Below are 26,503 nucleotides of genomic sequence, written 5' to 3' on the forward strand. Positions count from 1 at the left end.
GCCACCGCCACAGCCTGACCGCCACCACGCCGCCCGGCCGACAGGCCATACGGCGTGTCACCCAACACCATGAACGTTGGTGGTCACGGCACTAGCGTGCTGTCGTCGCCGTCATGGGGCGGCGCAACCCGGCAGCCGTGCCCGGTGCCGGGGGTGACCATCCACAACGGCGGCCGACACCGGGTCGGACGGCCGGATCATGGCGACGAGTCACCGGCGGGGACGGAACCGGCCCCGGCTGCCCACGCTGCTGCTCACGGTGGGTATCGACCGGGGGCGGCGGCTGCTAACCCCGCCCGCCATGGAGCGACCTTCTGCCTGATGGCGTCCGACGGATGCGCGGCCGGGCGGGCCATGGTCAGTCGCCCGACGCTTGATCGAGCACCATTTCGGCGAGCGCCTTGGCGGCGCGGCCAGGATCTGTGCCGCGACGGGTGACGGCTTGCATCATCACCCCGTCGGTCAGCACGAGCAGTTGGTCCGCGGCGAAGACCGGATCCGGGTGGTCGAGGTCACGAAGTTCCTGCTCGAACAGGGCATGAATCCGGTTCTTGAAGTTTCGGATCTCCGTGTGGGTGGGGTGCTCCGGGTCGGTCAGGGTCAGTGCCGCCATCGTGTAGCGGCAGCCGTGGAACCGGGGCTGGGACACCACGCGACGCAACTCGTCGAAGAAGGCGCGTAGCCGGTCCCGAGGACGATCTCCACCCGCCGCCAGGGCGTCCCGGTAGCGCTGCTCGTCGGTGGCGGTCCGCAGCACCTCGGCCAGCAGGCCGTCCTTGCCGCCGAAGTGCTGATAGAGGGAGGCCCGGGCGACGCCAGCCCGCGCCAGGATCGCGTCGACTCCCACGGTGAACCCCTGCTGGTAGGTGAGTTCGCGGGCGGCTTGGATCAGCCGGTCACGGGGGCCCGGGCGGGCGGGGGCGCTCATGGGGGAATTCTGCCACGCGAGTTGCCTATAGACCGATCGTTCTGTCTAATGGTGGCGACCGGCGAATAGACCGGTCGTTCTATTTATGGCCCGGGAGGGTGCGGTGGCACGGCAGCAGCACGGCACGACGCTGGCGGACAACCAGCCGAGAACGAGCGAGAGTACGGGCGGAACGTCCGCGGAACCTCCGACCCGACCTCGACCGGCGGCCCTGATCCTGGTCCTGACCGGATCCTTCATGACCGCCCTCGACGTCTTCATCGTCAACGTGGCGATCCCCTCGATGACCGGAGATCTCCGCGCGGGGCCAGCGGCCATCCAGTGGGTGGTGGCGGGGTACGCGTTGGCCATCGCCGCCGGTCTCATTACCGGTGGCCGGCTGGGTGACATCTACGGTCGGCGACGGATGTACGCCGTCGCCATGGCGCTGTTCACTCTCGCCTCGGTCGCGTGCGGTCTGGCGCCCACCGTCGAGGTGCTGGTCACCGCGCGGGTGGTGCAGGGCCTCGCGGCGGCGTTGCTGGGCCCCCAGGTGCTGGCCATCATCAACACCGCCTACGCCGGCCGGGCCCGGGCCGGCGCGCTGAACGCGTACGGCGTCACCCTTGGCTTGGCCGCCGTATTCGGGCAGCTCATCGGCGGCCTGTTGATCGAGGCGGACCTGATGGGCCTGGGCTGGCGGAACATCTTCCTCATCAACCTGCCGATCGGCCTGGTCGCCGTGTCGCTGATCCCCCGGGTGGTGCCCGAACTCGCGCCAACCCGTCGGGCCCGCCTGGATCTCGTCGGTGCCGTCCTGGTAACCACCGCTCTCCTGGGCACCATGCTGCCGCTCATCCAGGGTCGGGAACAGGGCTGGCCCGGTTGGACCTGGCTGTGTCTCGCGGCGTCCGGCGTGCTGTTCGTCGCGTTCGCCTGGCACCAGCGTCTGCGAGGCCGGCGGCACCGGGCACCGCTGGTCGACCTCCACCTGTTCCGCTCCCGGTCGTTCGTCACCGGCCTGCTCGCCCAGCTCGCCTTCTGGCTGGGGCAGGCGTCGTTCTTCCTGGTCCTCGCCCTCTATCTGCAGGCGGGGAGGGGACTCAGCGCGCTGGAGTCGGGCGTTTTCTTCACCGGCCTCGGTGCTGGCTACCTCGCTGCCTCACTCCTCGCCCGGCGGCTAGCGGCACGGCTCGGCCGGCAGGTGATCGCGCTCGGCGCGGCGCTCATGATTGCCGGCGAGTTCTGGATGCTCGTCGACGTGCGGCGTTCTGTCGAGATCGGCTGGCTCCTACCGCCCATGGCGGTGCACGCCGCCGGCATGGGCCTCGTCATCGCTCCCCTGGTTGCCATCGCCCTGTCCGGTGTCGCCCCCGGGCACGCGGGGGCGGCCTCTGGCGTGCTGTCCACCGCACAACAGATTGGAAACGGTCTCGGGGTCGCGATCATCGGGGTGTTCTTCTACTCGGCTCCGCCCGGAGATCATGCGTTGGCGTTCAGCCTCGCCCTGGCCTACCTGATGGCGGTCGGCGCCGCCGTCGTGGGGTTGGCGCAACTACTGCCCAGGCCGGCAGCCGATGCCCGCCGCCAGGGCTGACCATTCGCGCCGACGCCACGGTGGTCGACACCGCGGGGTTGGGCGGCGGATCCTCGCCGCGCCCGCCTGAGCGGCTGTCGCATTTCTTCAAGACCAGCGGATGCCCGCGTCAGTACTGTCCTACCCGTGAGCGAACTGACCACGCCCGCCACCGGCGAGCACACCACCAACGGCGTACCGCACGGCTACACCACACTGACGCCGTACCTGGCGATACCGAACGCGCGCGCCGCGATCGAGTTCTACCGCGAGGTGTTCGGCGCCCGCGTCGTGGACGTGACGGAGATGGGGGGTGTGGTCGCGCACGCCGATCTCGACTTCGGCACCGGAATGCTGCAACTCGGTGAGCCGATGCCCGACTACGGCCTGGTCGCCCCGCCGGAGCCGGACAACGCCTGCTACTCCATCGGCCTCTACTGCCCCGACGTGGACGCGGTCGTCGCCCGCGCCGAGGCGGCCGGCGCCACCGTCCGCGAACCCGTGGCCACCTTCGTCTCCGGTGACCGCTACGCGAGCGTCCGGGATCCATTCGGAGTGCGGTGGTCGATCATGACCCGGGTAGAGGACCTCTCCGAGCAGGAGAGCGCCCGCCGGGTCGCCGAGTGGGCCGAGCAGCAGGCCGGATAGCGCCGGACCCGGGCGCCCCGGGACCCGCGTCGCTCAACGGCGGCCGAGGAAGCGGTGGCCGGCGAAGCTCACCAGAGTCGAGCCGGCCGCCATCCCGACGAACACCAGGAACGCGCCGATCACCCACGTTCCGGTGTCGCTGCTCGTCGCGGCCCGCCAGGACCAGGCGGCGGTGAAGGCGACGGTCATCACCGGAGCCACCACCAGCGGGCTCAACCACCGGCCGGCGACGAAGGCCAGCGCCGCGAGGGTCAGCACACACCCGGCGACCTGCCACACCTCGTACGGCCCGGTCTCCACGCTGGTGACCGGGTCAATGATGCGCTCGGTGTCCCAACCCAGCCAGCCCCACCACAGCGCCACGGTCAGCACCGCCAGGAGCAGGGCCGCGATCATCGTCCGCCTCGTCGCATCCATGCCCGTGATCATTCCAGGTCCGGCGCGCCAGGGATGAGCCCGCGTACCTAGTCGCAGTAGTACAAACAGTTTGTACTACAAGCAGTTTGTACTACCATGACCTTGTGCACGTTGAGGGCAGAGCAGCGGAGCTGCGGGAGCTGCGGACGGCGTGGGACCGGGCGAGCCGGGGTGAGCCGGAACTGGCGGTCATCTGGGGGCGTCGGCGGGTCGGCAAGACCTACCTGCTCACCTACTTCGCCCAGGACAAGCGAGCGGTGTACTTCACCGCCACCCGGCAGGACAGCGAGCAGAGGCAGCTCCGGCGGTTCGCGGACCGGCTGCGGGAGCAGTTGGGAGACGAGGTCCGAGACCTGGCTCCCGATACGTTCCCGAGTTGGGAGACGGCCCTGCGGTTCGTCATCAGGATGGCCGAGACTCGGCCGTTGCTCCTGGTCATCGACGAGGCGCCGAGGCTGACCGGCCGACCTACCGACTTCGCGGACACCGTCTCGGCAGTCTGGGAGAACCACGTCCGCGACCATCGGCTCATGCTGGTGCTGTCCGGATCCGCGGTCGCGGTGATGGAGCAGATGCTCGGGCCGCACGGCGGGCTGCACCGCCGCGCCGGGCTGGAACGGCGGATGGATCCGTTCCCCCTCCTCGACGCGCGCGCCTTCCAGCCCGATCTCGGCCCGGAGGACTTCATCCAGGCCTACGCGGCGTGCGGCGGCTACCCGCTCCATCTGCGCCGTTGGTCGGCGGCCGGGAGCGTCGAGGAGAACCTGCTCGACCTGGCCTTCACCCCCGGTGGGCTGCTGCTCCGGGACGCGCCGGACATCCTCTCCGAGGACCTGGACTGGCGGGGAGGGTACGAACGGGTGCTCACCGCGATGGCCGGCGGAGCCCGCAGGAGATCGAAGATCGCTGGACGTGCCCAGCAGCGCATCGACTACACCCTGGATCGGCTGCGTCGGGCAGGCTACGTCAGAGCGGTGCGGCCTATCGGCGCGGCCGGGTCGACCGACCCGATGTACGAGATCGCGGACGATTATCTCGCCTACTGGTTCGCCGTGCTCCGGGACGATGCGGACCTCGTCGAGGGCGGCCAGGGGGCCGCGGTCCGGCAGCGCACCAAGGGCCGGTGGCAGACGCACGTCGCCCGGGTCTTCGAGTCGGCTGGACGTGATCACGCCCTGCGCATGGTGGCCGACGGCACCCTGCCTCCCGAGACCATCGTGGGTCGCTGGTGGAAGGACGAGACGGCCGAGATCGACGTCCTGGGGCTCACCACGGAAGGCCCCGTCCTGGTCGGCGAATGCCGGTGGCAGGCCAAGCCGTTTACCGAACGTGACCTGGCCGAGCTGCGCCGACGAGCCGCCTATGTGCAGCCGCCGCCGCAGCCGGGAGCGCGGTACGCCTTCTGGTCGCGCGGCGGCGCGGAGGACACCGTCACCCGGCACCCCGACGTCCTCTCGTTCACGCCAGCCGACATCCTGGCCTGAGGCGGTCAGCCCGCCTGGCCTGAGGCGGTCAGCCCGCCGCCGCCCGGTCGCGATCGAGGAACATCAGTTGGGCCGGCTTCTCGGGCAACTGGACGCGGGGCCCGGGCACGAAGCCTGCCCGGGTCAGCCGGGCGATGGCCTTGTCGTTGCGGGCGTCCGGCTCCGCCACCACCCGGCGTCGCTCAGGGTCCCGCAACACGAAGTCGAGGAACGCGCTCAGCAGCGTGCCCGTGAAGCCCGGCTCCGGCCCACCGGCCGGCGGCGGACCGATCATGAGGTGTACGCCGATGTCGCCGGGGAGCACGTCGTAGCAGTCCCCGACGGGATCGGCCGCCGGCTCGTACGTCTGGAAGAGCGCCACCGGCGTGCCGTCCCGGTGCATCAGGTAGGCGTGGTGCGTGTCGAGACCGTCGAGATACTCGTAGATCTCCCGTACCCGGTCCCGGCCGGCGGTGCGCATCCCCCAGAACCGGGCCCGCGCCTGGCTGACCCAGCCGTGGAGGAGGTCGAGGTCGGCATGGGGGTCGACCGGCCGGACGGTGATCCGGCCGAAGCCGGCGAGATCCCGCTCGTACCGGTGCGTCTCGAATTCCGTCATGTCACTCCTGGCGCGGCTGTGTCCGGTCACGAACGGGGACAGAATACGCAGCGTGTGGGCGGCGCCCGGGTCGGATCAGTCGCTGGCCAGTTCGTGGTCGAGCAGGTGCGCCAACCGCTCGTACCGAACGGGTTGCTCGGCCCGGGTGATGCCGCGACTGGGCATCTCGACGGTCATCAGCAGGTAGAGATGCAGCCGGTAGAGGCCGAGCCGGCGTCGCGCGTCGGCGTCGAAGCCGCCGGCGTCGTCGAGGCCGGCCGGAAGGTCGCGCGCGGCGGCCCGGTAGCCGCCCAGGAACGGATGCGCCGGCTCGTCCTCGGCCCGCCGGAACAACACCGGCGACACCAGGTCCATCAATGGATCGCCGTCGGGCCGAACGATGCCCGGACGTAGCGCGTCACGTCGTCCGGGCGCAGCTGCCGCTGCGTGGGACTCGGCGTGGCCACCCCGGCAGGGTAGCCCGACGCCGGTCGATGTGCCGACCCGTGAACTCACCGTTATTCAACGACGGGCGCACCCGCGGGATCGGGCCGAGTTCCTCCGGTCGCTGTAGGTCTGCCGCCGTCGAGTGTCATGCGGACCACACGGTCGCGCAGGTGCTGGGCGTTTAGCCGGCGCCTCCGTGGGTCATGATGTTCACCAGGGGATCATTGACCAGGGGGTTGTCGTGCCTGAAGCCAGCAGCGACCGGCCGAGCCGGAACGCCGAGCGTCCCGATGACGTGACCGACCCGATGCTGTGGTCGCTCGCGCTGGGCGTCGCCGACGCGCACGCTCCGGGCGAGGACGGCCGATGCGTCCAGCTGCACTGCGGCGACCAGTCCTGGCCCTGCGCGGCGTGGAACAGCGCCCAGCAGGCACTGGCCCAGGCCCGGGGTGGCGCTTCCGTCGGCGGCGACCGCCGGTCCGGCGTCGGTCGACCGGCTGCGGCATTTGACACCGACCAGACCCGCTGGCGTCCGTCCGCCGCCGCCTGATCCGCCGGGTTCTCGTAACTCCGGCACATCGGTTGATCACCTTGGCCAGCTCAGCCTGCCGTAGTGCGAGAACCCAGGAGGTGCGGTATGTGGCAGCGTAGCCAATCAAGCATCCACTGGCCAGCGCGCTGACAGAGATCGCTGTGATGGGTCAACGGACGGATAACGAGGGGACCGGGATCAGTTCACCGGCGGCCCACAGTGACAGTTGGTCGTCGAAGTGCGGGTCGCCGGGTCGTCCGGAGGCGCCGAACGGCACGATCCAGCGGCTGGCGGCCCGGTCGGTCAGGTCCCACACGTACCTGGCCACCGGCCCGCGCCAGCAGGCGTCGGAGACACCCGGCACGCTGCTGGTGGCCAGGACGCAGCCGCTGTCCCCGGCGAGCCGGACCCGGTCCCGCATCGCGGTGACCGTGTCATCGACCGCCGGCGCCACGCCCAGGTGGATCGGCTGCAGCAGGTGCCGCTGTCCCCACGGCCCGGGCTCCGGTCCCGTGGCGACGTCGGCCAGCGCCCGCGCCGCCACCGGTTCGACGTCGACGCCGAGGTCGGCGAGCCCGACGAGCAGGCCGTCGAGGGCGAGCCCGATCCGCGCCAGCGGGTCCGTCCACGGCGCGAACAGCTCGTCGTACGCGGATGGTTCGCGCAGGGCGCGGAGACCCGGATGGTCGTGCAGCCGGCGCGCGACGGCGGTGCGCCACGCCGCGAAGGCCCCGGCGTCGTCGGAGTCGGCGGCCATCGTGCCGTCCCAGTCGAGCAGCCGGCGCCGCAACGTCCGGGCGGGCTCGTCGAGCCGGTCCGGGTCGAGCCGGCGCAGCAGTGCGCGCGGCACCGCCGCGGCGATCCAGGTGTCGGTGTGCACGGTGGGTGCGTCGGCGCCCTCGGCAAGCAGGGCGCGGATCCGTCGCGCCCGGTGCGGCGGCGCGAAGTCGACCCCGAATCGGGCCACGTCGTCGCGGCGGTCGTTCGCGCAGACGGTGACGTCGTCGACCGGCTCGTCGACGGGTGCCAGGTACCTTCCGCGCCAGTGGTAGCGCGGTTCCCAGCCGGGCACCGGCTCCCGCCCGCACCGGTCGTCCCGTTCCGGCACCAGCCCGGTTACCAGGCGGCGGACGGATCCGTCACGGTCGGCGGTGAGCACGCTGTTGACCGGCTCGACCCAGGCGCGCAGCGCGGCGGCGATATCGCCGGTGCCGCGGGCCCGCAGCAGCGGCAGCAGCGCCTCGAAGCCGAGCCGTCCCTCGACCCGGCTGGGCATGCGCAGGCTGAGCGCGTCGCCGGTGGCCCGGTCGTGGTCGACGACCGGCCCGCGCGGCGTCTCGATGATCTCGATCCGCTCCGGCTCGCCGCCGCGGACCTCGATCTCCTCGACGTGGTACGCCGCGGGCGTCCAGCCGTCCGCGTCCCGGACCAGCAGCCGGTCCCCGTCCCGGCGCAACTGTTCGCGGTAGACGTCCTGGTAGTCGCCCATCGCGTTGGTGACGGCCCAGGCGACGTGCCCGGCGTGACCGAAGTGTGGCACGCCGGGCACGCCGGGAAAGGCGAGGCCGACCACGTCGAACTCCGGGCAGGCCAACCGGATCTGCTGGTAGATGCCGGGCAGTTCGAGCAGCCGGTGCGGGTCGCCGGCGATGACCGGACCGCGGCCGGTGGCCGGGTCGGCGGGCACCGCCCAGGCGTTGCTGCCGGAGGACGCCGGCCCTTCGGTGGCGAACAGCCCGACGGCAGCCGGGCCGAGGGTCCGGGCCACGTGCGCGCGCCACAGCTTGGTGGGGAAGCTCGTGAACAGCACCTGCTGGGCGAGGAAGACGCCGAGCGGTGACCAGGGCCGCCACCGGCCTGGCCGGCAGCCGAGCGCCGCGAACTCCGGCGCCACCGCCTCGGCGAGGCCCTCGTTGACCCCGTCGACATACGCCTCGACCCACCGGCGGGTAGGCGGATCGAGGCGCTCGAAGCAGCGCCGGGCGGTGTCGTCCACCCGCGCCCGGCGGGCGAAGCGGTCCCAGGCGAGTTCGGTCGGGCCGACGTGGGCGGCCAGCCGGCCCTCGGAGCGCCACCGCTCGACCTCGATCTGCCAGGCGCGGTCCAGCGCGGTGACTCGACCCTGTCGCCGGGCGAGGTCGTCGACGTCGTCGCCCCACACCTGCGGTACGCCCCAGGGGTCTCGCTCGACGCGTGTCATCCGTCGACCTCGGCGTGGCGGGCGGCGGGGGTATGCGTATCCATTGCCAACTTAGGTTACCCTCCCCTAACTAAGGCTCACCTTACTGGAGAGCGCGTGGACTCGTTGGGGGATACGTATGGGTTCGATCGGTAGCCCGCTCGGCACCGCGCCGACCGACGCCGAGGCTGACCTGACCGCCGCTCGTGCCCATCTGCTCAACGCCGGCACGGTCGAACGCTACCGGGAGGTGCTGTCACGCGGCGTCGATCGGATCGCGGGCCGGGTGGCCGACGTCGACCGGCCGTTCACCGGCGTCACCCCGGAGGAAGTCGCGGCGCTTATCGACCGCGTCGACCTGGACCGGCCGCTGGGCGACACCGACGCCGCCCTCGACGAACTGCACGATGTCTGGCTGCGCGACGCCGTGTACTTCCACCACCCCCGCTACCTGGCGCACCTCAACTGTCCGGTGGTGATCCCGGCGTTGCTCGGCGAGGCGGTGCTCAGCGCGGTGAACTCCTCGATGGACACCTGGGACCAGAGCGCCGGCGCCACCCTGATGGAGCGGCGCCTGATCGAGTGGACGGCCGGCCGGATCGGCCTGGGTGGCACCGCCGACGGTGTCTTCACCAGCGGGGGCACCCAGTCGAACCTGCAGGCGATGCTGCTGGCCCGGGAGGAGGCGTACCGCCGGGTCGTCGGCGGCGGAACCGCCCGCCTGGCCCGCCCCGACGTGCTGGCCCGCTTCCGGATCATCACGTCGACGGCCGGACACTTCAGCGTGCAGAAGGCCGCCAAGCTGCTCGGCCTGGGAGCGGACGCGGTGCTCACCGTGCCCACCGACGTCGACCGCCGGATGCGGACCGACGAACTGGCCCGCACCATCGACCGCTGCCGGGACGAGAACCTGGTGGTGATGGCAGTCGTCGCCACCGCCGGCACCACCGACTTCGGCACCATCGACCCGCTGCCCCAGATCGTCGACATCTGCACCGCCGCCGGCATCTGGCTCCACGTCGACGCCGCGTACGGCTGCGGGCTGCTGGTCTCGCCCACCCGGCGGCACCTGCTCGACGGCATCGGCCGGGCCGCCTCGGTGACCGTCGACTACCACAAGTCGTTCTTCCAGCCGGTCAGCTCCAGCGCCCTGCTGGTCCGGGACGGCCGGGTGCTGCGCCACGCCACCTGGCACGCCGACTACCTCAACCCCGCCCGGGCGGTCGAGCAGGGCATCCCGAACCAGGTCGACAAGAGCATCCAGACCACCCGCCGGTTCGACGCGGCCAAGCTCTGGCTCACGCTGCGGATCATGGGCCCGGACGCGATCGGCGTGCTCTTCGATCGGGTCGTCGACCTGGCCGCCGAAGCCTGGCGGCTGCTGGACGCCGACCCACGGTTCGAGGTCGCAGCCCGGTCGCAGCTCAGCACGGTGGTCTTCCGCTACCGGCCGCCCGGGGCCGACCCGAACCTGGTCGACGACGCCAACCTGCACGCCCGCGATGCGCTGGCCGCCTCGGGCGCCGCCCTGGTCGCCGGGACCAAGGTGGATGGCGCGCACCACCTCAAGTTCACCCTGCTCAACCCCGAAACGACCGGCACAGACATCGTCGGGGTCCTCGACCTCATCGCCGACCACGCCGCCTGGTACGCCCGCACCACGGCCGCCGCCGAGCTGTCCTGCCCGGTCGGCTGACGCGCCCCGCGTCCCCGTCCCTGTAGCCCTGTCGCCCTGTCCGTCGCGGAGGAGAACGCATGTCGACCCACGATGTCATCGCCGTCGGGCTGGGCCCGTACAACCTCGGCCTGGCCTGCCTCACCGCGCCGATCGACGACCTCGACGGGCTGTTCCTGGAGGCCCGCGACAGCTTCGACTGGCATCCGGGGATGCTCCTCGAATCGACCCGGTTGCAGACGCCGTTCATCGCCGACCTGGTCACCCTCGCGGACCCCACCTCGCCGTACTCGTTCCTCAGCTACCTCAAGGAGAACGGGCGGCTCTACCCCTTCTACATCCGGGAGAACTTCTTCCCGCTGCGCACCGAATACAACGACTACTGCCGCTGGGCCGCCGGGAAGCTGCCGAACCTACGGTTCCGGCACACCGTCATCGCCGTCGACTACGACGAGACCGACGATCGTTACGTCGTATGGGCCGACACACCCGACGGGCCGGTCAGCCATCGGGCGCGACACCTGGTCCTGGGCACCGGCACCCCGCCGTACGTTCCGGACGCCTGCGCCGGCCTGGGTGGCGACCTGATCCACAACTCCCGCTACCTGGAGCACCGCGAGGCGCTGCGGGCCAAGGGCAGCATCACGATCGTCGGCAGCGGCCAGAGCGCCGCCGAGATCTACCACGACCTGCTCACCGACATCGACACGTACGGCTACCAGCTCACCTGGGTCACCCGTTCGCCACGCTTCTTTCCCCTGGAATACACCAAGCTGACCCTGGAGATGACCTCACCGGACTACGTGGACTACTTCCACGCCCTGCCCGAGGACACCCGCTACCGGCTGGAGTCCGAACAGAAGGGCCTGTTCAAGGGCATCAACGCCGACGTGATCAACGACATCTACGACCTGCTCTACGCGCGCAGCCTCACCGGTCCGGTGCCGACCCGGCTGTTGACCAACACCGAACTGGCCACCGCCGCGTACGAGGTCGGCCGCTACCGGCTCGGGCTGCGCCATGTGGAGCAGGGCCGCGACTTCAGCCTGGACACCGAGGGACTCGTGCTGGCCACCGGCTACCACTACCGGATCCCGCCGTTCCTGGAGCCGATCCGGGACCGGCTCCGCTTCGACGGCCACGGCCGGTTCGACGTTGCCCGCAACTACAGCGTCGACCACACCGGCCGGGGGGTCTTCCTGCAGAACGGCGGCACCCACACGCACAGCATCACCTCGCCCGACCTGGGCATGGGCCCGTACCGCAACTCGTGGATCATCCGGGAGCTGACCGGCCGGGAGCACTACCCGATCGAGAAGTCCATCGCGTTCCAGGACTTCGGCGCCCCGGCCGGAGCGATGTCATGACGGCGTTCACCCGGAACGACGACCGGCTCGGCGAGTTCGCGTTGCGCCCCCTGGACGTCGACACCGACGTGGCCCTGCTGCACCGCTGGGTCACCCACCCCAAGGCCGCGTTCTGGCTGATGGGGGACGCCGACGTGGCAGGCGTCGCCGCGGAGTACCGGCGGATCACCGCCGATCCGCACCACGAGGCGTACCTGGGTCTGTGGCGGGGCGAGCCGGCGTTCCTGGCCGAACGGTACGACCCCGCCCGGGTCGAACTCGTCGGGTTGTACGACCCCGAGCCCGGTGACGTCGGCATGCACTTCCTCTGCGCGCCCGCCGACACCCCGGTGCACGGCTTCACCCGCGCGGTGCTCACCACCGTGCTGACCTGGCTGTTCGCCGACCCGACGACCCGCCGGGTCGTCGTCGAACCCGACGTGCGCAACAGCGCGGCACACACGCTCAACGCCGCCGTGGGCTTCACCGTCGTCGGCCCGATCCGCAAACCCGAGAAGGACGCCCTGCTCAGCGTCTGCACCCGGGACCAGTTCCGGGCGGCGACCCGAGGAGGGGTGCCCGCGTGAACCCGACCGCGGCCGTCGAGCATCTGACCCCCGAGGCGTGGGCCGCGGCCAACCGGCTGCTGGTGCGCAAGGCCCTCGCCGAGTTCGCCCACGAGCGCCTCATCGTCCCCGAGCCAGTCGCCGGTGTCGCCGGGTCGGCCACCGGCACCGCCGGGTCGGCCACCGGCACCGCCGGGTCGGCCACCGGCGCCGCCGGGTCGGCCACCGGTGTCGTCGGGTCGGCCGGAGGCGGGCGGTGGATCGTCCGCAGCGACGACGGAACGGTGGAGTACCGATTCGCGGCCACCCGGCTCGCCCTCGACCACTGGCAGATCGACGCCGACAGCATCACCCGGCACCGCGCCCACCCGCCACAGACCGGCCGCCCCGGTCCGGCCGTCGACGAGGAACTACCGCTCGACGCCGTCGACCTCTGCGTCGAGCTGCGCGGCGCACTCGGCCTCACCGACGCGATCCTGCCGGTCTATCTGGAGGAGATCACCTCCACCCTGGCCGGCACCGCGTACAAGCTCGGCAAGCCCGCACCGGGCGCCGCCGAACTCGCCGGCGCGGACTTCCAGGCCATCGAGACCGGCATGACCGAGGGCCACCCCTGCTTCGTGGCCAACAACGGCCGGATCGGGTTCGGGGTGCACGAATACCACAGGTACGCCCCGGAGGCCGCGTCCCCCGTCCGGCTGCTCTGGCTCGCCGCCCACCGCGAGCACACCACGTTCACCTGCGCCGCCGACCTGGACTACCAGTCGCTCGTGCGGGCCGAACTGGGCGACGACGTGCTCGCCCGGTTCGCCGGCACCCTCACCCACCTCGGTCTCGACCCGGCCGACTACCTGCTCATCCCGGTGCACCCCTGGCAGTGGTGGAACAAGCTGGCGGTCACCTTCGCCGGTGAGGTCGCCCAGCGCCGGCTGGTCTGCCTCGGCGACGGGCCGGACGAATACCTCGCCCAGCAGTCCATCCGAACGTTCTTCAACGTCACGCACCCGGCGAAGCACTACGTCAAGACCGCCCTGTCGGTGCTCAACATGGGCTTCATGCGGGGCCTGTCCGCCGCGTACATGGAGGCCACCCCGGCCATCAACGACTGGCTGGCCCAGCTGATCGACAACGACCCGGTGCTCAAGCGCACCCGACTGTCGATCATCCGGGAACGGGCCGCGATCGGCTACCGGCACCGGCAGTACGAGACAGCGACCGACCGGTACTCCCCGTACCGCAAGATGCTGGCCGCGCTCTGGCGGGAAAGCCCCGTACCCGGATTGGAGGCCGGCCGCCGGCTGGCCACCATGGCCTCACTGCTGCACCTCGACCGCGACGGCCGGTCGCTGGCCAGCGCGCTGATCGCCGGCTCCGGGCTGGCTCCCGCCGAGTGGCTGCGCCGCTACCTCGACGCATACCTGGTGCCGCTGCTGCACAGCCTCTACGCGCACGACCTGGCGTTCATGCCGCACGGCGAGAACGTCATCCTGGTCCTGCGTGACGGGACGGTCGAACGGGCGATCTTCAAGGACATCGCCGAGGAGATCGTCGTGATGAACCCCGACGCCGACCTGCCGGAGCGGGTGCGCCGGATCCGGGCCGACATCCCCGAGCACGAGAAGATCCTGTCCATCTTCACCGACGTCTTCGACTGCTTCCTGCGGCACCTGGCCGCCATCCTGCACACCGACGGCACCCTCGACCAGGACGACTTCTGGCGGACGGTCGCCGAGTGCGCCACCGACTACGCCGACAGCGTGCCGCACCTGGCCGACCGGCTGCGCCAGCACGACCTGTTCGCGCCGGAGTTCGCGCTGTCCTGCCTGAACCGGCTGCAACTGCGCGACAACCAGCAGATGGTGGACCTGGCCGACCCGTCCGCCGCGCTCCAGTTCGCCGGCACCCTGGTCAACCCGATCGCCCGCTACGCGCCGCGACGATGACGCGCCCTGGTTGATCCGGCGCGGACCCGAAACGGGTCAGCGACCGGAGCCCGACTGGCTCCGGTCGCTGACCCGGGATCGAATTCGACCTACAGCCGCGCGCACTGGCCCGACGCTGGGCCCCGCACGCTGTTGGACCGGCCCTCGTTCACCGGGGCCGGAGTGTTGCCCGAGCAGGCCAGTGGACCGGCGATGGTGTTCGCCGCCACGATTACCGGCTGGCCGCCGGTGTTGCCGTTCACCGTGACCGGACCACCGACGGTGACCGCGTCGATCCGCACCCCACCGGTGCTGGCGGTGACCGACACCGGACCGTTGACCCTGCCCTCGCTGATCTTCAGAGCGCCGGTCGCGCCGGACACGGTGACCGGGCCGGACACGGTGGCGCCGGAGAGTTCGACAAGCACCGGACGGGTCGCGGTCAGCGGACCGCTTATCGATCCGCCGGTGACGATCAGTGAGGCGCCCGGCTTGACCGTGACCGGCCCGCTGGCCGTGGCGTTCTCCAGACAGGTAAGGCCCGCCGAGACCACGAGCGGCCTGCTATGCCTACCGGTGATCGTCGTGGTGCAGGTCGGTCCGCCCGTGCCGACGGTCGACCGCGGTTGGGTGTCGGCGGTGACCGGCGAGTTGGCGGCGAAGTAGCTCACCAGCATGGTGAGGTCGTTGTCGCCGGTGGTGACCGGGTTGGTGCCCCCGCCCAGGGCGGCGAAGTTGTCGCCGCCGGCGGCGAGGAACGAGTTGACCGTGACGCGGTATTCACCCGCCGGGCTGATCGGTGTGCCGTTCAGCGCCATCGAGGTGATCCGGGAGCCCTTCGGCGCCTCCGGGTCGTAGGTGTAGCTGAATCCCTTCGAAACCCCGAGCCACAGCACCGGCCGGGACGCGCCGTCGGGCTGCCACTGCTCCTCCAGCGCCTGCTTGATCTGAGCACCGGTGTAGGTCTTGGTGACCACGTCGTTGGCGAACGGCTGAACCGCGAAGGCGTCGGCGTACGTCACCGTGCCGTCGGTCCGGTACAGCAGGTCGGCGCGCAGACCACCGGGGTTCATGAACGCGATCTGCGCCCCACCCCGACCCGCGTCACTGGTGCCGGCGAGCTGCACGTCGGCGATGAAGTTGCCAAGCGCCGACTCCTTGCCCCGGTCCTCGCTACCGCCGGTGTAGGCCCGCCTGATGTCCGCGGTGATCGAACCGAGTCGCTGCTTGCCCAGTTCCTCCGCCCTGGCCTTGGCGGCGGCCACGATCTCGGCCACCGCCGGGTCCTGCGGCACGCCCACCACGTCGACAAGGGACACGTCGGCCGCGGTGACCGAGCCCGACTCGGGGTCGTAGGTCAGCGTGACCTTGCCCAGTCGTTTGCCGTAGTCCTCGGCCTGCACCACCGGGCGCAGCGTGTCGGTGCCCGGCACCGGGACCTTGAACGCGTACGGCTGGTGGGTGTGGCCGCTGAAGATCACGTCGACGGTGGCGTCGGCCCTGGTGAACTTGCCGAAGACCGGGTCGTTCGCCAGTGCCTCGGCGGAGTTGATGTTCTCCGTCGCCGCGCCCTCGTGGGCGAGCAGCACCACCACGTCGGCCTCGCCGTTGTCCGGGTTGCCGTCCTTGAGCTGCCCGGCGACCAGGTTGGCCTCCGTGACCGGTTCGCGGAACGTGAGGCCGGCGATGCCGTCCGGGCTTACCAGCGACGCGGTCTGCTCGGTCACCACGCCGACGAAGCCCACCCGGACCCCACCGATGGTGCTGACCGAGTACGCGGGCAGCGCCCGGGCGTCACCGCGGTACACGTTGGCGCCCAGGTACGGGAAGTCAGCGCGGTCGGACACCCGGCCGGTGAGGTCGGCGATGCCCTTGTCGAACTCGTGGTTGCCGACCGCCGAGGCGGTCAGACCCATCTGGTTCAGCGCGTCGATCGTCGGGTTGTCCCCGTCGATCGCCGAGATGAACGTGGAGGCGCCGATGTTGTCACCGGCGGAGACGAACGCCGTGTTCGGGTTCTGCGCCCGCAACTGGTTCACCAGACCGGCGACCTGGGCGGCACCGCCGGCCGGCTGACCATCCACGGTGGCCGGAGACTCCAGCCGACCGTGGAAGTCGTTGATGCTCAGCAACTGCAGATCGACCGGGCTCGCGCCGGTGCTGATGCCCACCACCACCGGGTTGTGGTCGCTGGCCCGGTACGGGTCCGGCGCGTAGAAGGCGGGCAGCCCGTCGTACTGGAAGGCGTACGACTCCACCGCGTTGATCTGCCAGACGTCGACCCCGGTGACCCGCGACGCCAGCGACGGCGAGGCGAGAGCGTGGTCGAGCGAGCCGGACTCGCCACCGAACACGTACGTGGCCTCGCCGGTGTCGTTCAGATCCCGATATTCGGCCTGGTAGAGGACCTGCATCGGGTCCTCCTGCGGGTAGGCGTTGAAGTCGCCCAGCAGCAGCACCTCGTCGGTGCCGCTGTCGGCCTTGACCCGGTCGACGAAGGCGGCCAGAGCGGTCGCCTGCCGGACCCGGTCGCCGTTCCAACTGCCCTGGCCGTCACCGGAGTCGGCGTTGTCGCCGGTCCCGCTGCCGCTCTTGGACTTGAAGTGGTTGACGAACACCGAGAAGGAGATCCCGCCCGCGGTGAAGGTCTGGGCGATCGGCTCGCGGGCGTTGGACCACACGGTCTCGTCGTTGACCGAGCGCGACGGGCCCTCCGGCTGGACCTTCGCCGGTTTGAAGATGATCGCCGTGGTGATGACGTCCTGCTGGGCCGCCGGCGGCAGCTCGGCCGGGGTGCGCACGTAGTCCCAGGTGCCCGCGCCGTCCTTTGCGTTGAGCGCGTTGACCAGGCGCTTCAGTGCCTGCTGGGGGTCGTCCGGGTTGAACCGTACCGAGTTCTCGATCTCCTCGAGTCCCACCACGTCGGCACCGAGGGCGCTGATCGCCGCGACGATCTTCGCCTCCTGCTTGGCCAGCGCCTCCTCGTTCGCGGCACCACGCGCCTCGCCACCGAAGTGGACGAAGTAGTTCAGCACGTTGAAGCTGGCCACTCGCAGGTCGCCGCCGACGTTCTCCGGGGTGGCGGTGCGCGGGTTGGTGACCTTGAAGGTGGTCCGGGCAGCCGGCGGGGTGTCCGCGTCGACCGGGCGGGTCGGCTGCAGCCGCCACTCGTTGAAGCCGTACGACAGCACCGAGGGCCCGAACGCCTCGACCGAGTCGCCGACCCGCAGCGGGGACTCCTTGGAGACGTACGGCGGCAGCAGGCCGGCCGTGGCCAGGTTGGTGGTCCGGCCGTCGTCGACCAGGATCCGGCGGAGCTTATTGTCGGCGGCCACCTGCTTGGCGGCGTCCGAGCCCGGACGGGCGACATCCGTCGCGGTCCGCGCCGGGCGGTCACCGGCGGCGAGCACGACCTCGCCGTACCGGTTGGTGTTGTAGACCTCGGAGACGGTGTACGCGCCGACCGGCGCCACCACCATCGACTCGACCGACTCGCGGGCGTCACCGGCCAGCGGCAGGCTCAGCGGCACCGGGGCCGGCAGCGCCTCGCCGTTCGCGCAGACCTGCACATCACCCTTCGCGGCGATGGTGAGCTGGGTGAGACCGTTGAACTCGTTCGCGGTGCCGCTGACCCGTACCCGGTCGCCGATCGCGACCGACGGGTGGTTGGCGGTGTTCGTGGTCAGGTAGACGAAGATGCCGTCCGAGGCGGTGCCGGCGGCCACCGGACGCTCCCCGCCGCTGCCGACCGTCTGCACGTAGAGCCCGTTGTAACCACCGGCGCGGTGGTCGGCGGTCACCACGCCCTCGATCGTGAGCCGGGTGCCGGCCAGCGGCGTGGCGTCACCGGTGCCCTGTACCTCGGCGATGGTGTGGTCGACGGTCACGGTGCAGCCGACGCCCGGGTCCGGGTCCGGATCGGGGTCGCCGCTGCCGTTACGGACGCCGAAGCTGTTCGGCGCCGGCGGGTTCCAGGTGCCGTCGACCTTCTGCAGCGAGTGGCCGACCGGGGTGGTGGCGGACTCCTTGACCCCGATGTCGGTGCCGGTCATCCCGTCGGCCGGACCACCGACCGCGGTGAACGTCCCCCCGTAGCTGAGGAACTCCGTCACCGAGCCGGTCGGGGACACCAGCGCGATGGCATCCGGATCGCCGTTCTGGATGCCGTTGGCCGGATACTCGGCAACCACCACACCGGCAGCCGGGACCGCGCCGCTCAGGGTCCGGGTGTTGTACGCGGCACCGTTGTTTCCGTTGTAGAGGACGATCTGCCAGCCGGTCAGGTCGAACCCGACGGGCGCCTCGATCTCGATCGCCTCACCGGTGTCCGTGCCGGCGTTGTCGTAGTGGATCTCACTGATCGCGGGAGCGGGTTCGGCGGGTTCGGCAAGCGCGGGGGCTCCACTGGTCAAGAGGAGCGTGCCGCTCGCGAGGAGGAGCCCGAACACGTCCCGTGTTCGTCTGCCCCGGGTCCAGTCCATCAAGATTCAGCCTCCGGTGGGGGGTGAGCGGGTGGAGAATAATCGCTCCACCTGTCCCAGCAGGAGAGGCCAGGTGTACGGAGCAGGACGGATTCCGGCCAGATCAGCGACTTCGACCGATGCCACCGACCGGAGCCGAGGGATCACATCAACCGGACGGCCGGTGGCCGGAGCCGAGGAGAGCCGGATACGCCAGGTGTCGAGGGTGGCGACGGTCCGGCACGGCCACCGCCGACGCCTGGACCGTGCTGCGCCGGCTCCCGCTGCCCGACATGACTCCAACGGACCCGGCCGTTCTCGGTGCGGGGCCGGAACTGTCGTACCGGGTCGTTAGGCTGCGCGGCAGGTCAGCCCGCTGGGCAGCGTGCGATGCGTGCTCCAGGGGTTGGGTGGCCGCTGCGTCGTCGGCTAGTCAAGGAGGTCGGTCCGGTGTCTGGCCAGATCAGTGACGGTGTCGAGTTGGTGGAACCGGTCGTCGACGCCGCACGGGCCGAGCCCTTCGAGACCGTGGCGGCGTACCGGTCGGCGATCAGTGCGGCCCGTACGGCCGCCGCGGCGTACTACAGCGGACCCGACCTGGCCATGGACGACGCGACCTATGACGCGTTGCTGGCCCGGATCGCCGCGACCGAGGTCGCCCAGCCCGGGTGGAAGGTCGACGAGTCGCCGACCGAGGTGGTCGCGGCCGGGGCCGCGGTCGTCGGCGACGTCGAGCACAGTTCGCCGATGCTCAGCCTGGACAACGTGTTCGACGCCGACACCCTGCGCCGGTGGGCGGTCCGGCTGGAGCGGCTGCTGGGCCGGCCGGCCGCCGGGTACACGGTGGAACCGAAGATCGACGGCCTGGCGGTGGCGGCCCGCTATGTCGACGGGCAGTTGACGCAGGTCGCCACCCGCGGTGACGGCCGCACCGGCGAGGACGTCACCGGGCAGGCCCGCAGGGCTGCCGGCCTGCCCGCCCGACTGGCGCAGCCACTGACAGTGGAGGTGCGTGGCGAGGTGTTCATGACCGATGCCGACTTCGCCGCCGCGAACGTGCTGCGTACCGGCCACGGTGAGCCGGCGTTCGCGCATCCACGCAGCGCGGCGGCCGGCACCCTCCGCGCCCAGGGTCGCGCCTATGACGCGCCGCTGTCGTTTCTCGCCTACGCCGTACACGGCCTGGACGGAGCCGACGCCGAACCGGTTCCGCACTCCACCGTGATGGCGCACATCGGCGGGCTCGGCGTCGCGACCACCGCGACGTCGACGGCCGGGATGCCGTTGTGCGCGACGGTCGACGAGGTCATCACGGCGGTGGACGCGCTGTACGCCCGCCGTGGCGAACTCGGGTTCGGCGTGGATGGGGCGGTGATCAAGGCCGATCACCCCGCCGACCGGGAGCTGGCCGGCTTCTCCAGCCGGGCCCCGCGGTGGGGGATCGCCTACAAGTTTCCCGCCGACACCCGCACCACCCGCCTGCTGCGTATCGACGTTCAGGTCGGTCGCACCGGTGTCATCACCCCCGTCGCCGTCCTGGAACCGGTGATCGTCGGCGGCGTCACTGTCACCTCCGCCACCCTGCACAACTTCGACGACCTGACCCGACGCAACGTCCGGGCCGGCGACACCGTGTTCGTCCGCCGGGCCGGTGACGTCATTCCCGAGGTCACCGGCGCCCAGCTCGATGACCGGCCCGCCGACTCGGCACCGTTCGAACCCCCGACCGCCTGCCCCCGCTGCGGCGGTGCCATCGACCGCTCCCAGAAGCGGTGGCGGTGTACCAGGGGTCGGGTCTGCGGCGCACACGAATCCCTGGCCTACTACACCGCCCGCGACTCGATGGACATCGAAGGTCTCGGCGACAAAATCATCACCATGCTGGTGGCGGCCGGTCTGGTCACCGACCCCGCCGATCTCTACGACCTCGACGTGCCGACCCTGACCCCGCTCGACCGGATGGGCGAGATTTCCGCCGGCAAACTCGTCGCGAACATCCAGGCGTCGAAAGACCGGCCACTGTCGCGGGTGCTGACCGGCCTGGGGATACGGATGACCGGCCGGTCCATGTCCCGCCGCCTGGCCCGACACTTCGGCACCATGCGGGCCCTGCTCGACGCCACCGTCGAAGACCTGCAAAGGGTCGACGGCGTCGGCCCGGAACGCGCCGTCACCATCGCCGCCGAGCTTGTCGAACTCGCCCCCGTGATCGACAAGCTCACCGCACGCGCGGTGAACATGACCGAACCCGGCAGTCCCGCCCTCGCCAACCCCGACTCGGGCGGTGCGCCCAGCCCGCTTCCGCTGCGCAAGCCCGACGGAACCCCGATGACCGTCGTCGTGACCGGCGCCGTCCCCGGCCTGACCCGCAACGAGGGCAACGAGGCCGTCGAAACCCTCGGCGGCAAGTCCTCCGGATCGGTGTCGAAACGCACCGACCTCGTCGTCGTCGGCGACGGCGCCGGCAGCAAAGCCGCCAAAGCCGAACAACTCGGCATCCGGATCATGACCGCCGATACGTTCGCCGCCCTGCTGCACGCCCACACTTCCGGCGACACCGACACCATCAACAGGATTCTCACCTGAACCCGCGGGACCGCTCCGGCGGCACGTCGGGCAGACCTCGCAAACGGCTGCCCGGTTGCCCCGCGGATGCGGGGACGACGGGAGTCCCACGCGGAGGTCGCTCAGGCGTTGCTGCAACGCCTGGGAGCGGGGCCCTTCCTCGCCGACCGGGCGCTCGCGGCCGGCCGTCACCGCGGGTCAGTTGATGCTGCCGTTGACCACGTCGCTGGTGCTGGTCATCGGCCGGCCCCGCGGATCGGGCACGGTCGCCGATGACCCGCGCACAGTAAGCCCGTCGACGTGCCGGTAGAAGAACCCGTACGGGGCGAGGGTGGTCCAGTAGGTGCTCTCCGGGTACTCGCCGGCGTACTCGCGTGGCTCGGTCGGCTGGGCGGTGCCGCCGTTGGCCAGGGAGATCCGCACGTTACTGAACAGGAGGTCATACAGCTTGTAGGTGACACCGGTGGCCTCGCGCGTACCGGACATGGCTGAGCCGTTGCCAAGGTGATTGGAGGGCAGCTCGTGGCTGACGCGGGTGGCGGTGATGTCCTCGAAACGCAGGCCGCTGACCCACCTGGGATCGGGGCTGGGATGAGGGACACCCTCAGGATCGACCCAGACGCGGCGGCCGAGGACGACGAAGAAGGCGCGCTTCGTCTGGTCAATGGTGATCCGCCGGAAGCTGAGGTTGCTGACTGTCGCGCCGTCAACGGCGGTGATCACGATGCCCGCGTTCTTTGTGCGCTTGACCAGGACGTCCTCGACCACGATGTCGTGGAAGGCGCCGTGGCTGGCGGTGCCGAACTTGACGCCATTGGCCCGGGTGGATCCGCCCACCGTGGACAGCCGCACCACCGCGCCATGCACGCCCAGGCTCGGCGAGGCCGGGTCGTTGGCGGTGCGGTGGCTCTTGAAGCAGATGGCGTCGTCGTCGGTGAAAGCGTTGACCCGCTCGATCAGCACATTATCGCTGTCGGTGACGTCGATGCCGTCGCGTTCGGCCTCGATGTTGCTGTCGATGTCGACGTCGGCGATGACCAGCCCGTCGATCTCGTTCGGCACGATCGCGCCCATGGCGGCGTCGGTGACGTGGACGTTGCGGATCGTCACGTCGCTGCCCCTGGCGAGCCACATCCCGACGGGCCGGGTGCTCTCATGCGGGGAGACGCCGTCGCTGGGCATCCACGGCGGGTTGTGCCCGTTGCCGTTGATCACTCCACCGCCCTCGATCACGATGCGGTCGGCGCGGTGGGCGTAGACCAGCGCTCTGGCGACGATGCCGCCGTTGAACGGGGGCCGGTCGGGCCCTGGCACCCCAAGGGCCGGATAGGCGGTGGTGTCCTGGGTTCCGAGCAGCATCGCGTCTGGCGCCACCCACAGCGTCATGTCCGACTTAAGCCGGATCATGCCCGTCTTGAACACGCCACCGCGCAGGAGCACGGTGCCGCCGGTCGGCACGGCCTGGATGGCGGCCTGGACGGCAGCGGTGTCATCGGTGCTGCCGTTGCCGGTGGCGCCGTGGGCGCGGACGTCAACGACCGGGCCGACGGGTGCGGCGACCGGATTGCGGTAGACCATGAGCTTGTCGGCGTGCAGGGTCCCGACCTGGTCGGCTCCGACGTAGAGCCGGAGCCGGCTGATGTCGGTCAGGCCGCTGTCGCGTAACGGCAGCCAGGCCGGCGCTGCCGTGGTGGTCACCGGCGGGTACCGCCTGCCGTCGACGAAGGCGGCGAAGCGCTGCGCCGGCAGGTCGATGACCAGCCGGATCGTGTACCACTCGCTCGGGCGCACGTCCGGGACGAGGACGTGGGCGCCGGAGCCGGTCACATGCTGGAGGACGCGGTTGCTGAACTGGATCGAGGCAGCGTTCCTGCCGTTGCTGCTCTGCACATACAGGGCGGCCTTGACACCGCTGGTCTCCTCGGTCCGCAGGGTCGCCTGGACGATCACCGTGCCGGTCTGGGTCGGGAAGGTCCGCACCGCGCCCGCCTCGCCCGCGGGCGTGCCCTTGGACAGTCGCAGGCTCTGGTCCTGCGCGCTGGGCACAGCGCTGACCGCGGCGGTGCCGCCGGTGGTGGTCAGCGTGTATCCGGCGGGCGCCGAGCCCGTCGGGGACTCGTCGAAGGTGTCGAGCACCTGGTAGGCCACGGTCGGATCGGGAGTCCGGCGCAGGCTCACCGTGTCGACGTGCAGGGTGCCGGTGCCGCCGGGGCCGATGCCGAAGGTGAGCCGGCCGACATCGGTCGACGCCTGGCGGAACGGCAGGTTGGTGAAGAGGCGCTGGCCGTCGACGTAGAGGTCGAATCGGCGCGAATCGGTCCGTAGCACGGCGCGCAGGGCGTACCAGCGATTGGCCGCCGCCGTGCCCGCGAGTTGGCCCGTCCCCGCGTCCATGAACCGGCCGTTCTGAATCGCGACGCTCGCCGCCGGCGTTCCGTCCGAGCCGGCCACGTACAGCGCGTTGAACCACCCGGTCGTGGCGCTTACCCGAACCCGGGCCTCAGCGTGCACCGTCCCGGCGAGCGGCGTTGCCAGGCGCCGCTCGGCCAGCGCGCTGCCCGTGCTGCCGGACTTGGCCATCCGCAGGCTGCGGTCGACGCTGTCGGGCACGCCCGCGACGCCGACGGTGCCGCCCGAGGTATTCGTGCCCCAACCGGGGGGCACGGCGCCGATCCCGGTGCCGTTGAAATGATCGCTCGCCCCGGCGTCCACCCCAGGGTCCGCCGCGCGGGCGGTGGACGTCCCGGAGGCGCCCGGCGGCACGGCGAGGGGCGCCACCCCGCTTGTCTCACCTGCCGCCCTGGCGGGGTTGCCGGCCAGCCCTCCGATCGTCAGCACAGCGACCATGGCCATGACGGCACGCAGCGGTCCCGAGGCATTGGGCTGGCGAGGTCGCATGCGGTCTGTTCTCCTCTGCCGAAGCGGCGCATGTCCGATGTCATGCGGTAGCGACGAAAGGCTACAGAACAGAACCTTCGGTTGTGGCACGCGCTGAAGGTCACCGGAGGCAACGGGACATCCGCTCAGGGCGGCAGTCCACCACCCTGCGTAGGTGCGGGCTGAGGGGAAAGCCGCGCGCTCGGTCGCCAGGGGCTCCGGTAGCCTTAGGGATCAACGGGCCGCTAGCTCAACCGGCAGAGCAGAGGACTTTTAATCCTAGGGTTCGGGGTTCGAGTCCCCGGCGGCCCACCGTTGAGCAGTCAATATGTGCGATGGCGGATGTACCGAACAGCGGTCACTCGTCCCAGGCGACCGGGCTGCTCATCCGGCAGAGCCACAGGAATGCTTTCGCAACCGTCGACGGTGCCGCAGTTGGGGACCGCGCAAGCGGAGAGTTCATCGGCCCGAACTGCGCGAATAATTCTCGCTACTTGGAGTGATGTTGGTGTCCGAATTAAGGCGATGTATCACTGTTGCGATCACAACTTGTGATCGCCCATTTACAGCGTGGGATATCGATCAATAGAGTCTCGGGCATTGTCTGCGGGTGATCATGGGGGTCGCGGTGGGTGAGTCGTGCCTGGATGTCGGCCGACACGAGGGTTACCGGCGGCTCGCCGTGATCGGGCTGGTTGCTGTCCTCGGTGTGTCGATCGGCGTGGCGTCGGTGGAGGAGGCTGGGGCGGCACCAGCGGTGCCGGCCGCTGTCGCGCAACCGTTGGAGGCGGCGGATCAGGCGTCGGCGATGGCGTTGGCGTACCGGAAGCGTCGGCCGGTCCTGGTGACCGGGTTGACCACCGAGTCCTCGCGGACGTGGGCGCAACCGGACGGCACGTTGAAGGCGGAGATGACGTCGTCTCCGGAGCGGGCGCGGGCGTCGTCCGGTGAATGGGCGGATGTGGACCTGACGCTGGAGCGCAAGTCCGACGGAAGCGTGGAGCCGCGAGTCCACGCGCGTGGTGTGCGGCTGTCCGGTGCTCGCCCGGCGGAGCCGGACTCCTTGGTGACGCTCGGGTTCGGCGACGAGCAGTCCGCGCTCGGGTGGCGAGGAGCGTTGCCGGAGCCGACGCTGAGCGGGTCGACGGCGACGTACCCGGAGGTGAAGCCGGGCGTCGACCTGGTTGTCGAGGTGGGCCGAACCGGCTACCAATACTTTCTGGTGGCGAAGAACCCGCAGGCCGCGGCGGGCCTGTCCACGATCTCGATGCCGTGGCGGGTCGGATCGGGGGCTCCGGCGGCGGTGACGGCGGACGAGCGGTCGCGGGCCGCCGGTGTCGCGGGTAGCGGGCAATCCTCGACGGTGGTGTCGGATGCCCGGATGTGGGATGCCCGGGTGTCTCCGATAACGGGGGAGCCGGTCCATGCCGCGGACGTGGTTTGAGCCAGTCGGATCTTGGTCGAGGATCTTGGAGTGGCGGTGGGTCTACGCGATGGCGGCGATGTCGCCGTCGTCGAAGTAGATCGCTTGGTGCAGGCGCCCGCCGAGGGCGGCGGCGTATCGGGCGAGCACGTCCTGCCCGGAGATCTTGCCCTGTTCGATCTGAGATACGCGGCCCTTGGTGACGCCCATGCGGTCGGCGACCTGCTGTTGGGTCAGCCCGCGGGCGCGGCGTACCTCGGCGAGGCGGTGTCCGACCACGCTGGCGAGCAGTTCCTGCTTGCCCGCTTCGACGGCCTGTTCGCCACCGGCACGCTCGACCTGCGCGGCGCGGATGTCCTTCCAACGCACGTAGCTGCTCATGGCTGGCCCTCCTCCTCAGCGCGTTCCTTCAGGTAGGTCTCGTAGCGTTGCTCTGCCAGGGGGATGGCTTCGCGGTACCAGTCGTTCCACCGTCCGGCCTTGTCGCCGGCGACCAGCAGGATGCTGGAGCGCCACGGGTCGAAGACGAACAGGATCCGCACGGTGCCGGGGCGCAACTCCTTGAGGTTGGCGATGGTCGAGCCATGGATCGTGTCGACCAGTGGCCGGCCAAGCCCGCGCCCAGTTTCGGCGAGGGTGTCGATGGCTTGCACGACGCGGGCATGGGTGGTCGAGTCGAGGCTGTCGAGCCAATCACGTACCTCGTTGACGAGGTAGACCTCCCACTCATCGCCGCGCACCCGTCGAGTATAGCGGACGGTAAACTCGGGCGGCCTGGCAGCGAAGGCGGATGCCGCAGGTCGGAGGTTGACGACCCTGTCGACACCTTGGGGATGTTGTCTTCCCAGGTTGCCGTCAGCGTCGCCGTCAACATCGAAGAGCGTGGAAACGATCAGGTTCTG

The 26,503-nt window shown here is 70.6% G+C and carries 19 protein-coding genes and 1 tRNA gene; 11 read left to right on the forward strand and 9 right to left on the reverse strand.

Annotated elements, in window-relative coordinates; all coding sequences use genetic code 11:
* Window positions 1–358: 358 nt before the first annotated feature.
* Entirely contained in the window at window positions 359–928 is a 570-nt protein-coding gene (locus ACFQUZ_RS22595) for a TetR/AcrR family transcriptional regulator (RefSeq protein WP_377445640.1), read from the reverse strand.
* Between the two features lie 85 nt (window positions 929–1,013).
* Between ACFQUZ_RS22595 and ACFQUZ_RS22600 the strand changes: the two genes are divergently transcribed.
* A complete protein-coding gene (locus ACFQUZ_RS22600) occupies window positions 1,014–2,504 on the forward strand; it encodes an MFS transporter (protein WP_377445641.1) in 1,491 nt (496 codons plus the stop codon).
* 126 nt (window positions 2,505–2,630) lie between these two features.
* Window positions 2,631–3,131 (forward strand): VOC family protein, encoded by a 501-nt coding sequence (locus ACFQUZ_RS22605; protein WP_377445643.1) that lies wholly within the window; start codon window positions 2,631–2,633, stop codon window positions 3,129–3,131.
* Between the two features lie 33 nt (window positions 3,132–3,164).
* Here the strand turns inward: ACFQUZ_RS22605 and ACFQUZ_RS22610 are convergent, their stop codons facing one another.
* A complete protein-coding gene (locus ACFQUZ_RS22610; protein WP_377445644.1) occupies window positions 3,165–3,548 on the reverse strand; it encodes a hypothetical protein in 384 nt (127 codons plus the stop codon).
* Between the two features lie 104 nt (window positions 3,549–3,652).
* On the opposite strand from ACFQUZ_RS22610, the gene ACFQUZ_RS22615 reads away from it, so the two are divergent.
* Window positions 3,653–5,032 (forward strand): ATP-binding protein, encoded by a 1,380-nt coding sequence (locus tag ACFQUZ_RS22615; RefSeq protein ID WP_377445646.1) that lies wholly within the window; start codon window positions 3,653–3,655, stop codon window positions 5,030–5,032.
* A gap of 28 nt (window positions 5,033–5,060) precedes the next feature.
* Here the strand turns inward: ACFQUZ_RS22615 and ACFQUZ_RS22620 are convergent, their stop codons facing one another.
* Window positions 5,061–5,630: a GNAT family N-acetyltransferase gene (locus ACFQUZ_RS22620; RefSeq protein ID WP_377445648.1), complete on the reverse strand. Its 570-nt coding sequence runs from the start codon at window positions 5,628–5,630 to the stop codon at window positions 5,061–5,063.
* Between the two features lie 75 nt (window positions 5,631–5,705).
* Complete coding sequence (locus ACFQUZ_RS22625) at window positions 5,706–5,984, reverse strand: hypothetical protein (RefSeq protein WP_377445650.1); 279 nt, start codon at window positions 5,982–5,984, stop codon at window positions 5,706–5,708.
* 313 nt (window positions 5,985–6,297) lie between these two features.
* Between ACFQUZ_RS22625 and ACFQUZ_RS22630 the strand changes: the two genes are divergently transcribed.
* The gene (locus ACFQUZ_RS22630) at window positions 6,298–6,606 is read left to right on the forward strand and encodes a hypothetical protein (protein ID WP_377445652.1); all 309 of its coding nucleotides are present in this window, start codon (window positions 6,298–6,300) and stop codon (window positions 6,604–6,606) included.
* 151 nt (window positions 6,607–6,757) lie between these two features.
* Here ACFQUZ_RS22630 and ACFQUZ_RS22635 read toward each other — a convergent pair whose 3' ends face one another.
* A complete protein-coding gene (locus tag ACFQUZ_RS22635) occupies window positions 6,758–8,788 on the reverse strand; it encodes a penicillin acylase family protein (RefSeq protein WP_377445653.1) in 2,031 nt (676 codons plus the stop codon).
* A 118-nt stretch (window positions 8,789–8,906) separates the two neighbouring features.
* Between ACFQUZ_RS22635 and ACFQUZ_RS22640 the strand changes: the two genes are divergently transcribed.
* Genes ACFQUZ_RS22640 through ACFQUZ_RS22655 form a run of 4 tightly spaced genes read left to right on the forward strand, consistent with a single transcriptional unit; the run spans window position 8,907 to window position 14,297 of the window.
* Window positions 8,907–10,463 carry a pyridoxal phosphate-dependent decarboxylase family protein gene (locus ACFQUZ_RS22640; RefSeq protein ID WP_377445654.1) on the forward strand — a complete coding sequence of 519 codons (1,557 nt, stop codon included), beginning with the start codon at window positions 8,907–8,909 and terminating at the stop codon, window positions 10,461–10,463.
* A 59-nt stretch (window positions 10,464–10,522) separates the two neighbouring features.
* Window positions 10,523–11,809 (forward strand): lysine N(6)-hydroxylase/L-ornithine N(5)-oxygenase family protein, encoded by a 1,287-nt coding sequence (locus ACFQUZ_RS22645; RefSeq protein ID WP_377445655.1) that lies wholly within the window; start codon window positions 10,523–10,525, stop codon window positions 11,807–11,809.
* Entirely contained in the window at window positions 11,806–12,375 is a 570-nt protein-coding gene (locus ACFQUZ_RS22650; RefSeq protein ID WP_377445656.1) for a GNAT family N-acetyltransferase, read from the forward strand. The genes ACFQUZ_RS22645 and ACFQUZ_RS22650 overlap by 4 nt, the downstream gene beginning before the upstream one ends.
* On the forward strand, window positions 12,372–14,297 hold the full coding sequence (locus tag ACFQUZ_RS22655; RefSeq protein ID WP_377445657.1) for an IucA/IucC family protein: 1,926 nt from the start codon (window positions 12,372–12,374) through the stop codon (window positions 14,295–14,297). Before ACFQUZ_RS22650 ends, ACFQUZ_RS22655 begins: the two co-directional genes overlap by 4 nt.
* Window positions 14,298–14,386: 89 nt before the next feature.
* Here ACFQUZ_RS22655 and ACFQUZ_RS22660 read toward each other — a convergent pair whose 3' ends face one another.
* Window positions 14,387–18,757: an ExeM/NucH family extracellular endonuclease gene (locus ACFQUZ_RS22660; protein WP_377445659.1), complete on the reverse strand. Its 4,371-nt coding sequence runs from the start codon at window positions 18,755–18,757 to the stop codon at window positions 14,387–14,389.
* Window positions 18,758–19,186: 429 nt separating this feature from the next.
* Here ACFQUZ_RS22660 and ligA point away from each other — a divergent pair, with 429 nt between their 5' ends.
* Window positions 19,187–21,322 carry an NAD-dependent DNA ligase LigA gene (ligA, locus tag ACFQUZ_RS22665; RefSeq protein ID WP_377445660.1) on the forward strand — a complete coding sequence of 712 codons (2,136 nt, stop codon included), beginning with the start codon at window positions 19,187–19,189 and terminating at the stop codon, window positions 21,320–21,322.
* A gap of 177 nt (window positions 21,323–21,499) precedes the next feature.
* Here the strand turns inward: ligA and ACFQUZ_RS22670 are convergent, their stop codons facing one another.
* A complete protein-coding gene (locus tag ACFQUZ_RS22670) occupies window positions 21,500–24,199 on the reverse strand; it encodes a glycoside hydrolase family 28 protein (RefSeq protein WP_377445662.1) in 2,700 nt (899 codons plus the stop codon).
* Window positions 24,200–24,417: 218 nt separating this feature from the next.
* Between ACFQUZ_RS22670 and ACFQUZ_RS22675 the strand changes: the two genes are divergently transcribed.
* Both ACFQUZ_RS22675 and ACFQUZ_RS22680 read left to right on the forward strand, forming a co-directional pair.
* Window positions 24,418–24,490, forward strand: a tRNA-Lys gene (locus ACFQUZ_RS22675).
* 298 nt (window positions 24,491–24,788) lie between these two features.
* Window positions 24,789–25,622, forward strand: a complete 834-nt coding sequence (locus ACFQUZ_RS22680; RefSeq protein ID WP_377445663.1) for a hypothetical protein — start codon at window positions 24,789–24,791, stop codon at window positions 25,620–25,622.
* A 42-nt stretch (window positions 25,623–25,664) separates the two neighbouring features.
* Here the strand turns inward: ACFQUZ_RS22680 and ACFQUZ_RS22685 are convergent, their stop codons facing one another.
* Both ACFQUZ_RS22685 and ACFQUZ_RS22690 read right to left on the reverse strand, forming a co-directional pair.
* Window positions 25,665–25,982 (reverse strand): helix-turn-helix domain-containing protein, encoded by a 318-nt coding sequence (locus ACFQUZ_RS22685; RefSeq protein WP_377445665.1) that lies wholly within the window; start codon window positions 25,980–25,982, stop codon window positions 25,665–25,667.
* Window positions 25,979–26,341, reverse strand: a complete 363-nt coding sequence (locus ACFQUZ_RS22690) for a type II toxin-antitoxin system RelE/ParE family toxin (protein ID WP_377445667.1) — start codon at window positions 26,339–26,341, stop codon at window positions 25,979–25,981. Before ACFQUZ_RS22690 ends, ACFQUZ_RS22685 begins: the two co-directional genes overlap by 4 nt.
* Window positions 26,342–26,503: the final 162 nt, after the last annotated feature.

Origin of the sequence: Plantactinospora sp. GCM10030261 (assembly GCF_042666615.1) — a bacterium.
In the GTDB taxonomy this organism is placed as follows: domain Bacteria; phylum Actinomycetota; class Actinomycetes; order Mycobacteriales; family Micromonosporaceae; genus KBS50.

What these genes read in the sequence shown, in the direction of transcription:
- ACFQUZ_RS22650 (WP_377445656.1), top strand. Translation starts at nt 11,806, where the DNA reads ATGACGGCGTTCACCCGGAACGACGACCGGCTCGGCGAGTTCGCGTTG.
- ACFQUZ_RS22625 (WP_377445650.1), bottom strand. Translation starts at nt 5,984, where the DNA reads ATGGACCTGGTGTCGCCGGTGTTGTTCCGGCGGGCCGAGGACGAGCCG.
- ACFQUZ_RS22635 (WP_377445653.1), bottom strand. Translation starts at nt 8,788, where the DNA reads ATGACACGCGTCGAGCGAGACCCCTGGGGCGTACCGCAGGTGTGGGGC.
- ACFQUZ_RS22620 (WP_377445648.1), bottom strand. Translation starts at nt 5,630, where the DNA reads ATGACGGAATTCGAGACGCACCGGTACGAGCGGGATCTCGCCGGCTTC.
- ACFQUZ_RS22610 (WP_377445644.1), bottom strand. Translation starts at nt 3,548, where the DNA reads ATGGATGCGACGAGGCGGACGATGATCGCGGCCCTGCTCCTGGCGGTG.
- ACFQUZ_RS22595 (WP_377445640.1), bottom strand. Translation starts at nt 928, where the DNA reads ATGAGCGCCCCCGCCCGCCCGGGCCCCCGTGACCGGCTGATCCAAGCC.
- ACFQUZ_RS22600 (WP_377445641.1), top strand. Translation starts at nt 1,014, where the DNA reads ATGGCCCGGGAGGGTGCGGTGGCACGGCAGCAGCACGGCACGACGCTG.
- ACFQUZ_RS22645 (WP_377445655.1), top strand. Translation starts at nt 10,523, where the DNA reads ATGTCGACCCACGATGTCATCGCCGTCGGGCTGGGCCCGTACAACCTC.
- ACFQUZ_RS22685 (WP_377445665.1), bottom strand. Translation starts at nt 25,982, where the DNA reads ATGAGCAGCTACGTGCGTTGGAAGGACATCCGCGCCGCGCAGGTCGAG.
- ACFQUZ_RS22640 (WP_377445654.1), top strand. Translation starts at nt 8,907, where the DNA reads ATGGGTTCGATCGGTAGCCCGCTCGGCACCGCGCCGACCGACGCCGAG.
- ACFQUZ_RS22660 (WP_377445659.1), bottom strand. Translation starts at nt 18,757, where the DNA reads ATGGACTGGACCCGGGGCAGACGAACACGGGACGTGTTCGGGCTCCTC.
- ACFQUZ_RS22670 (WP_377445662.1), bottom strand. Translation starts at nt 24,199, where the DNA reads ATGCGACCTCGCCAGCCCAATGCCTCGGGACCGCTGCGTGCCGTCATG.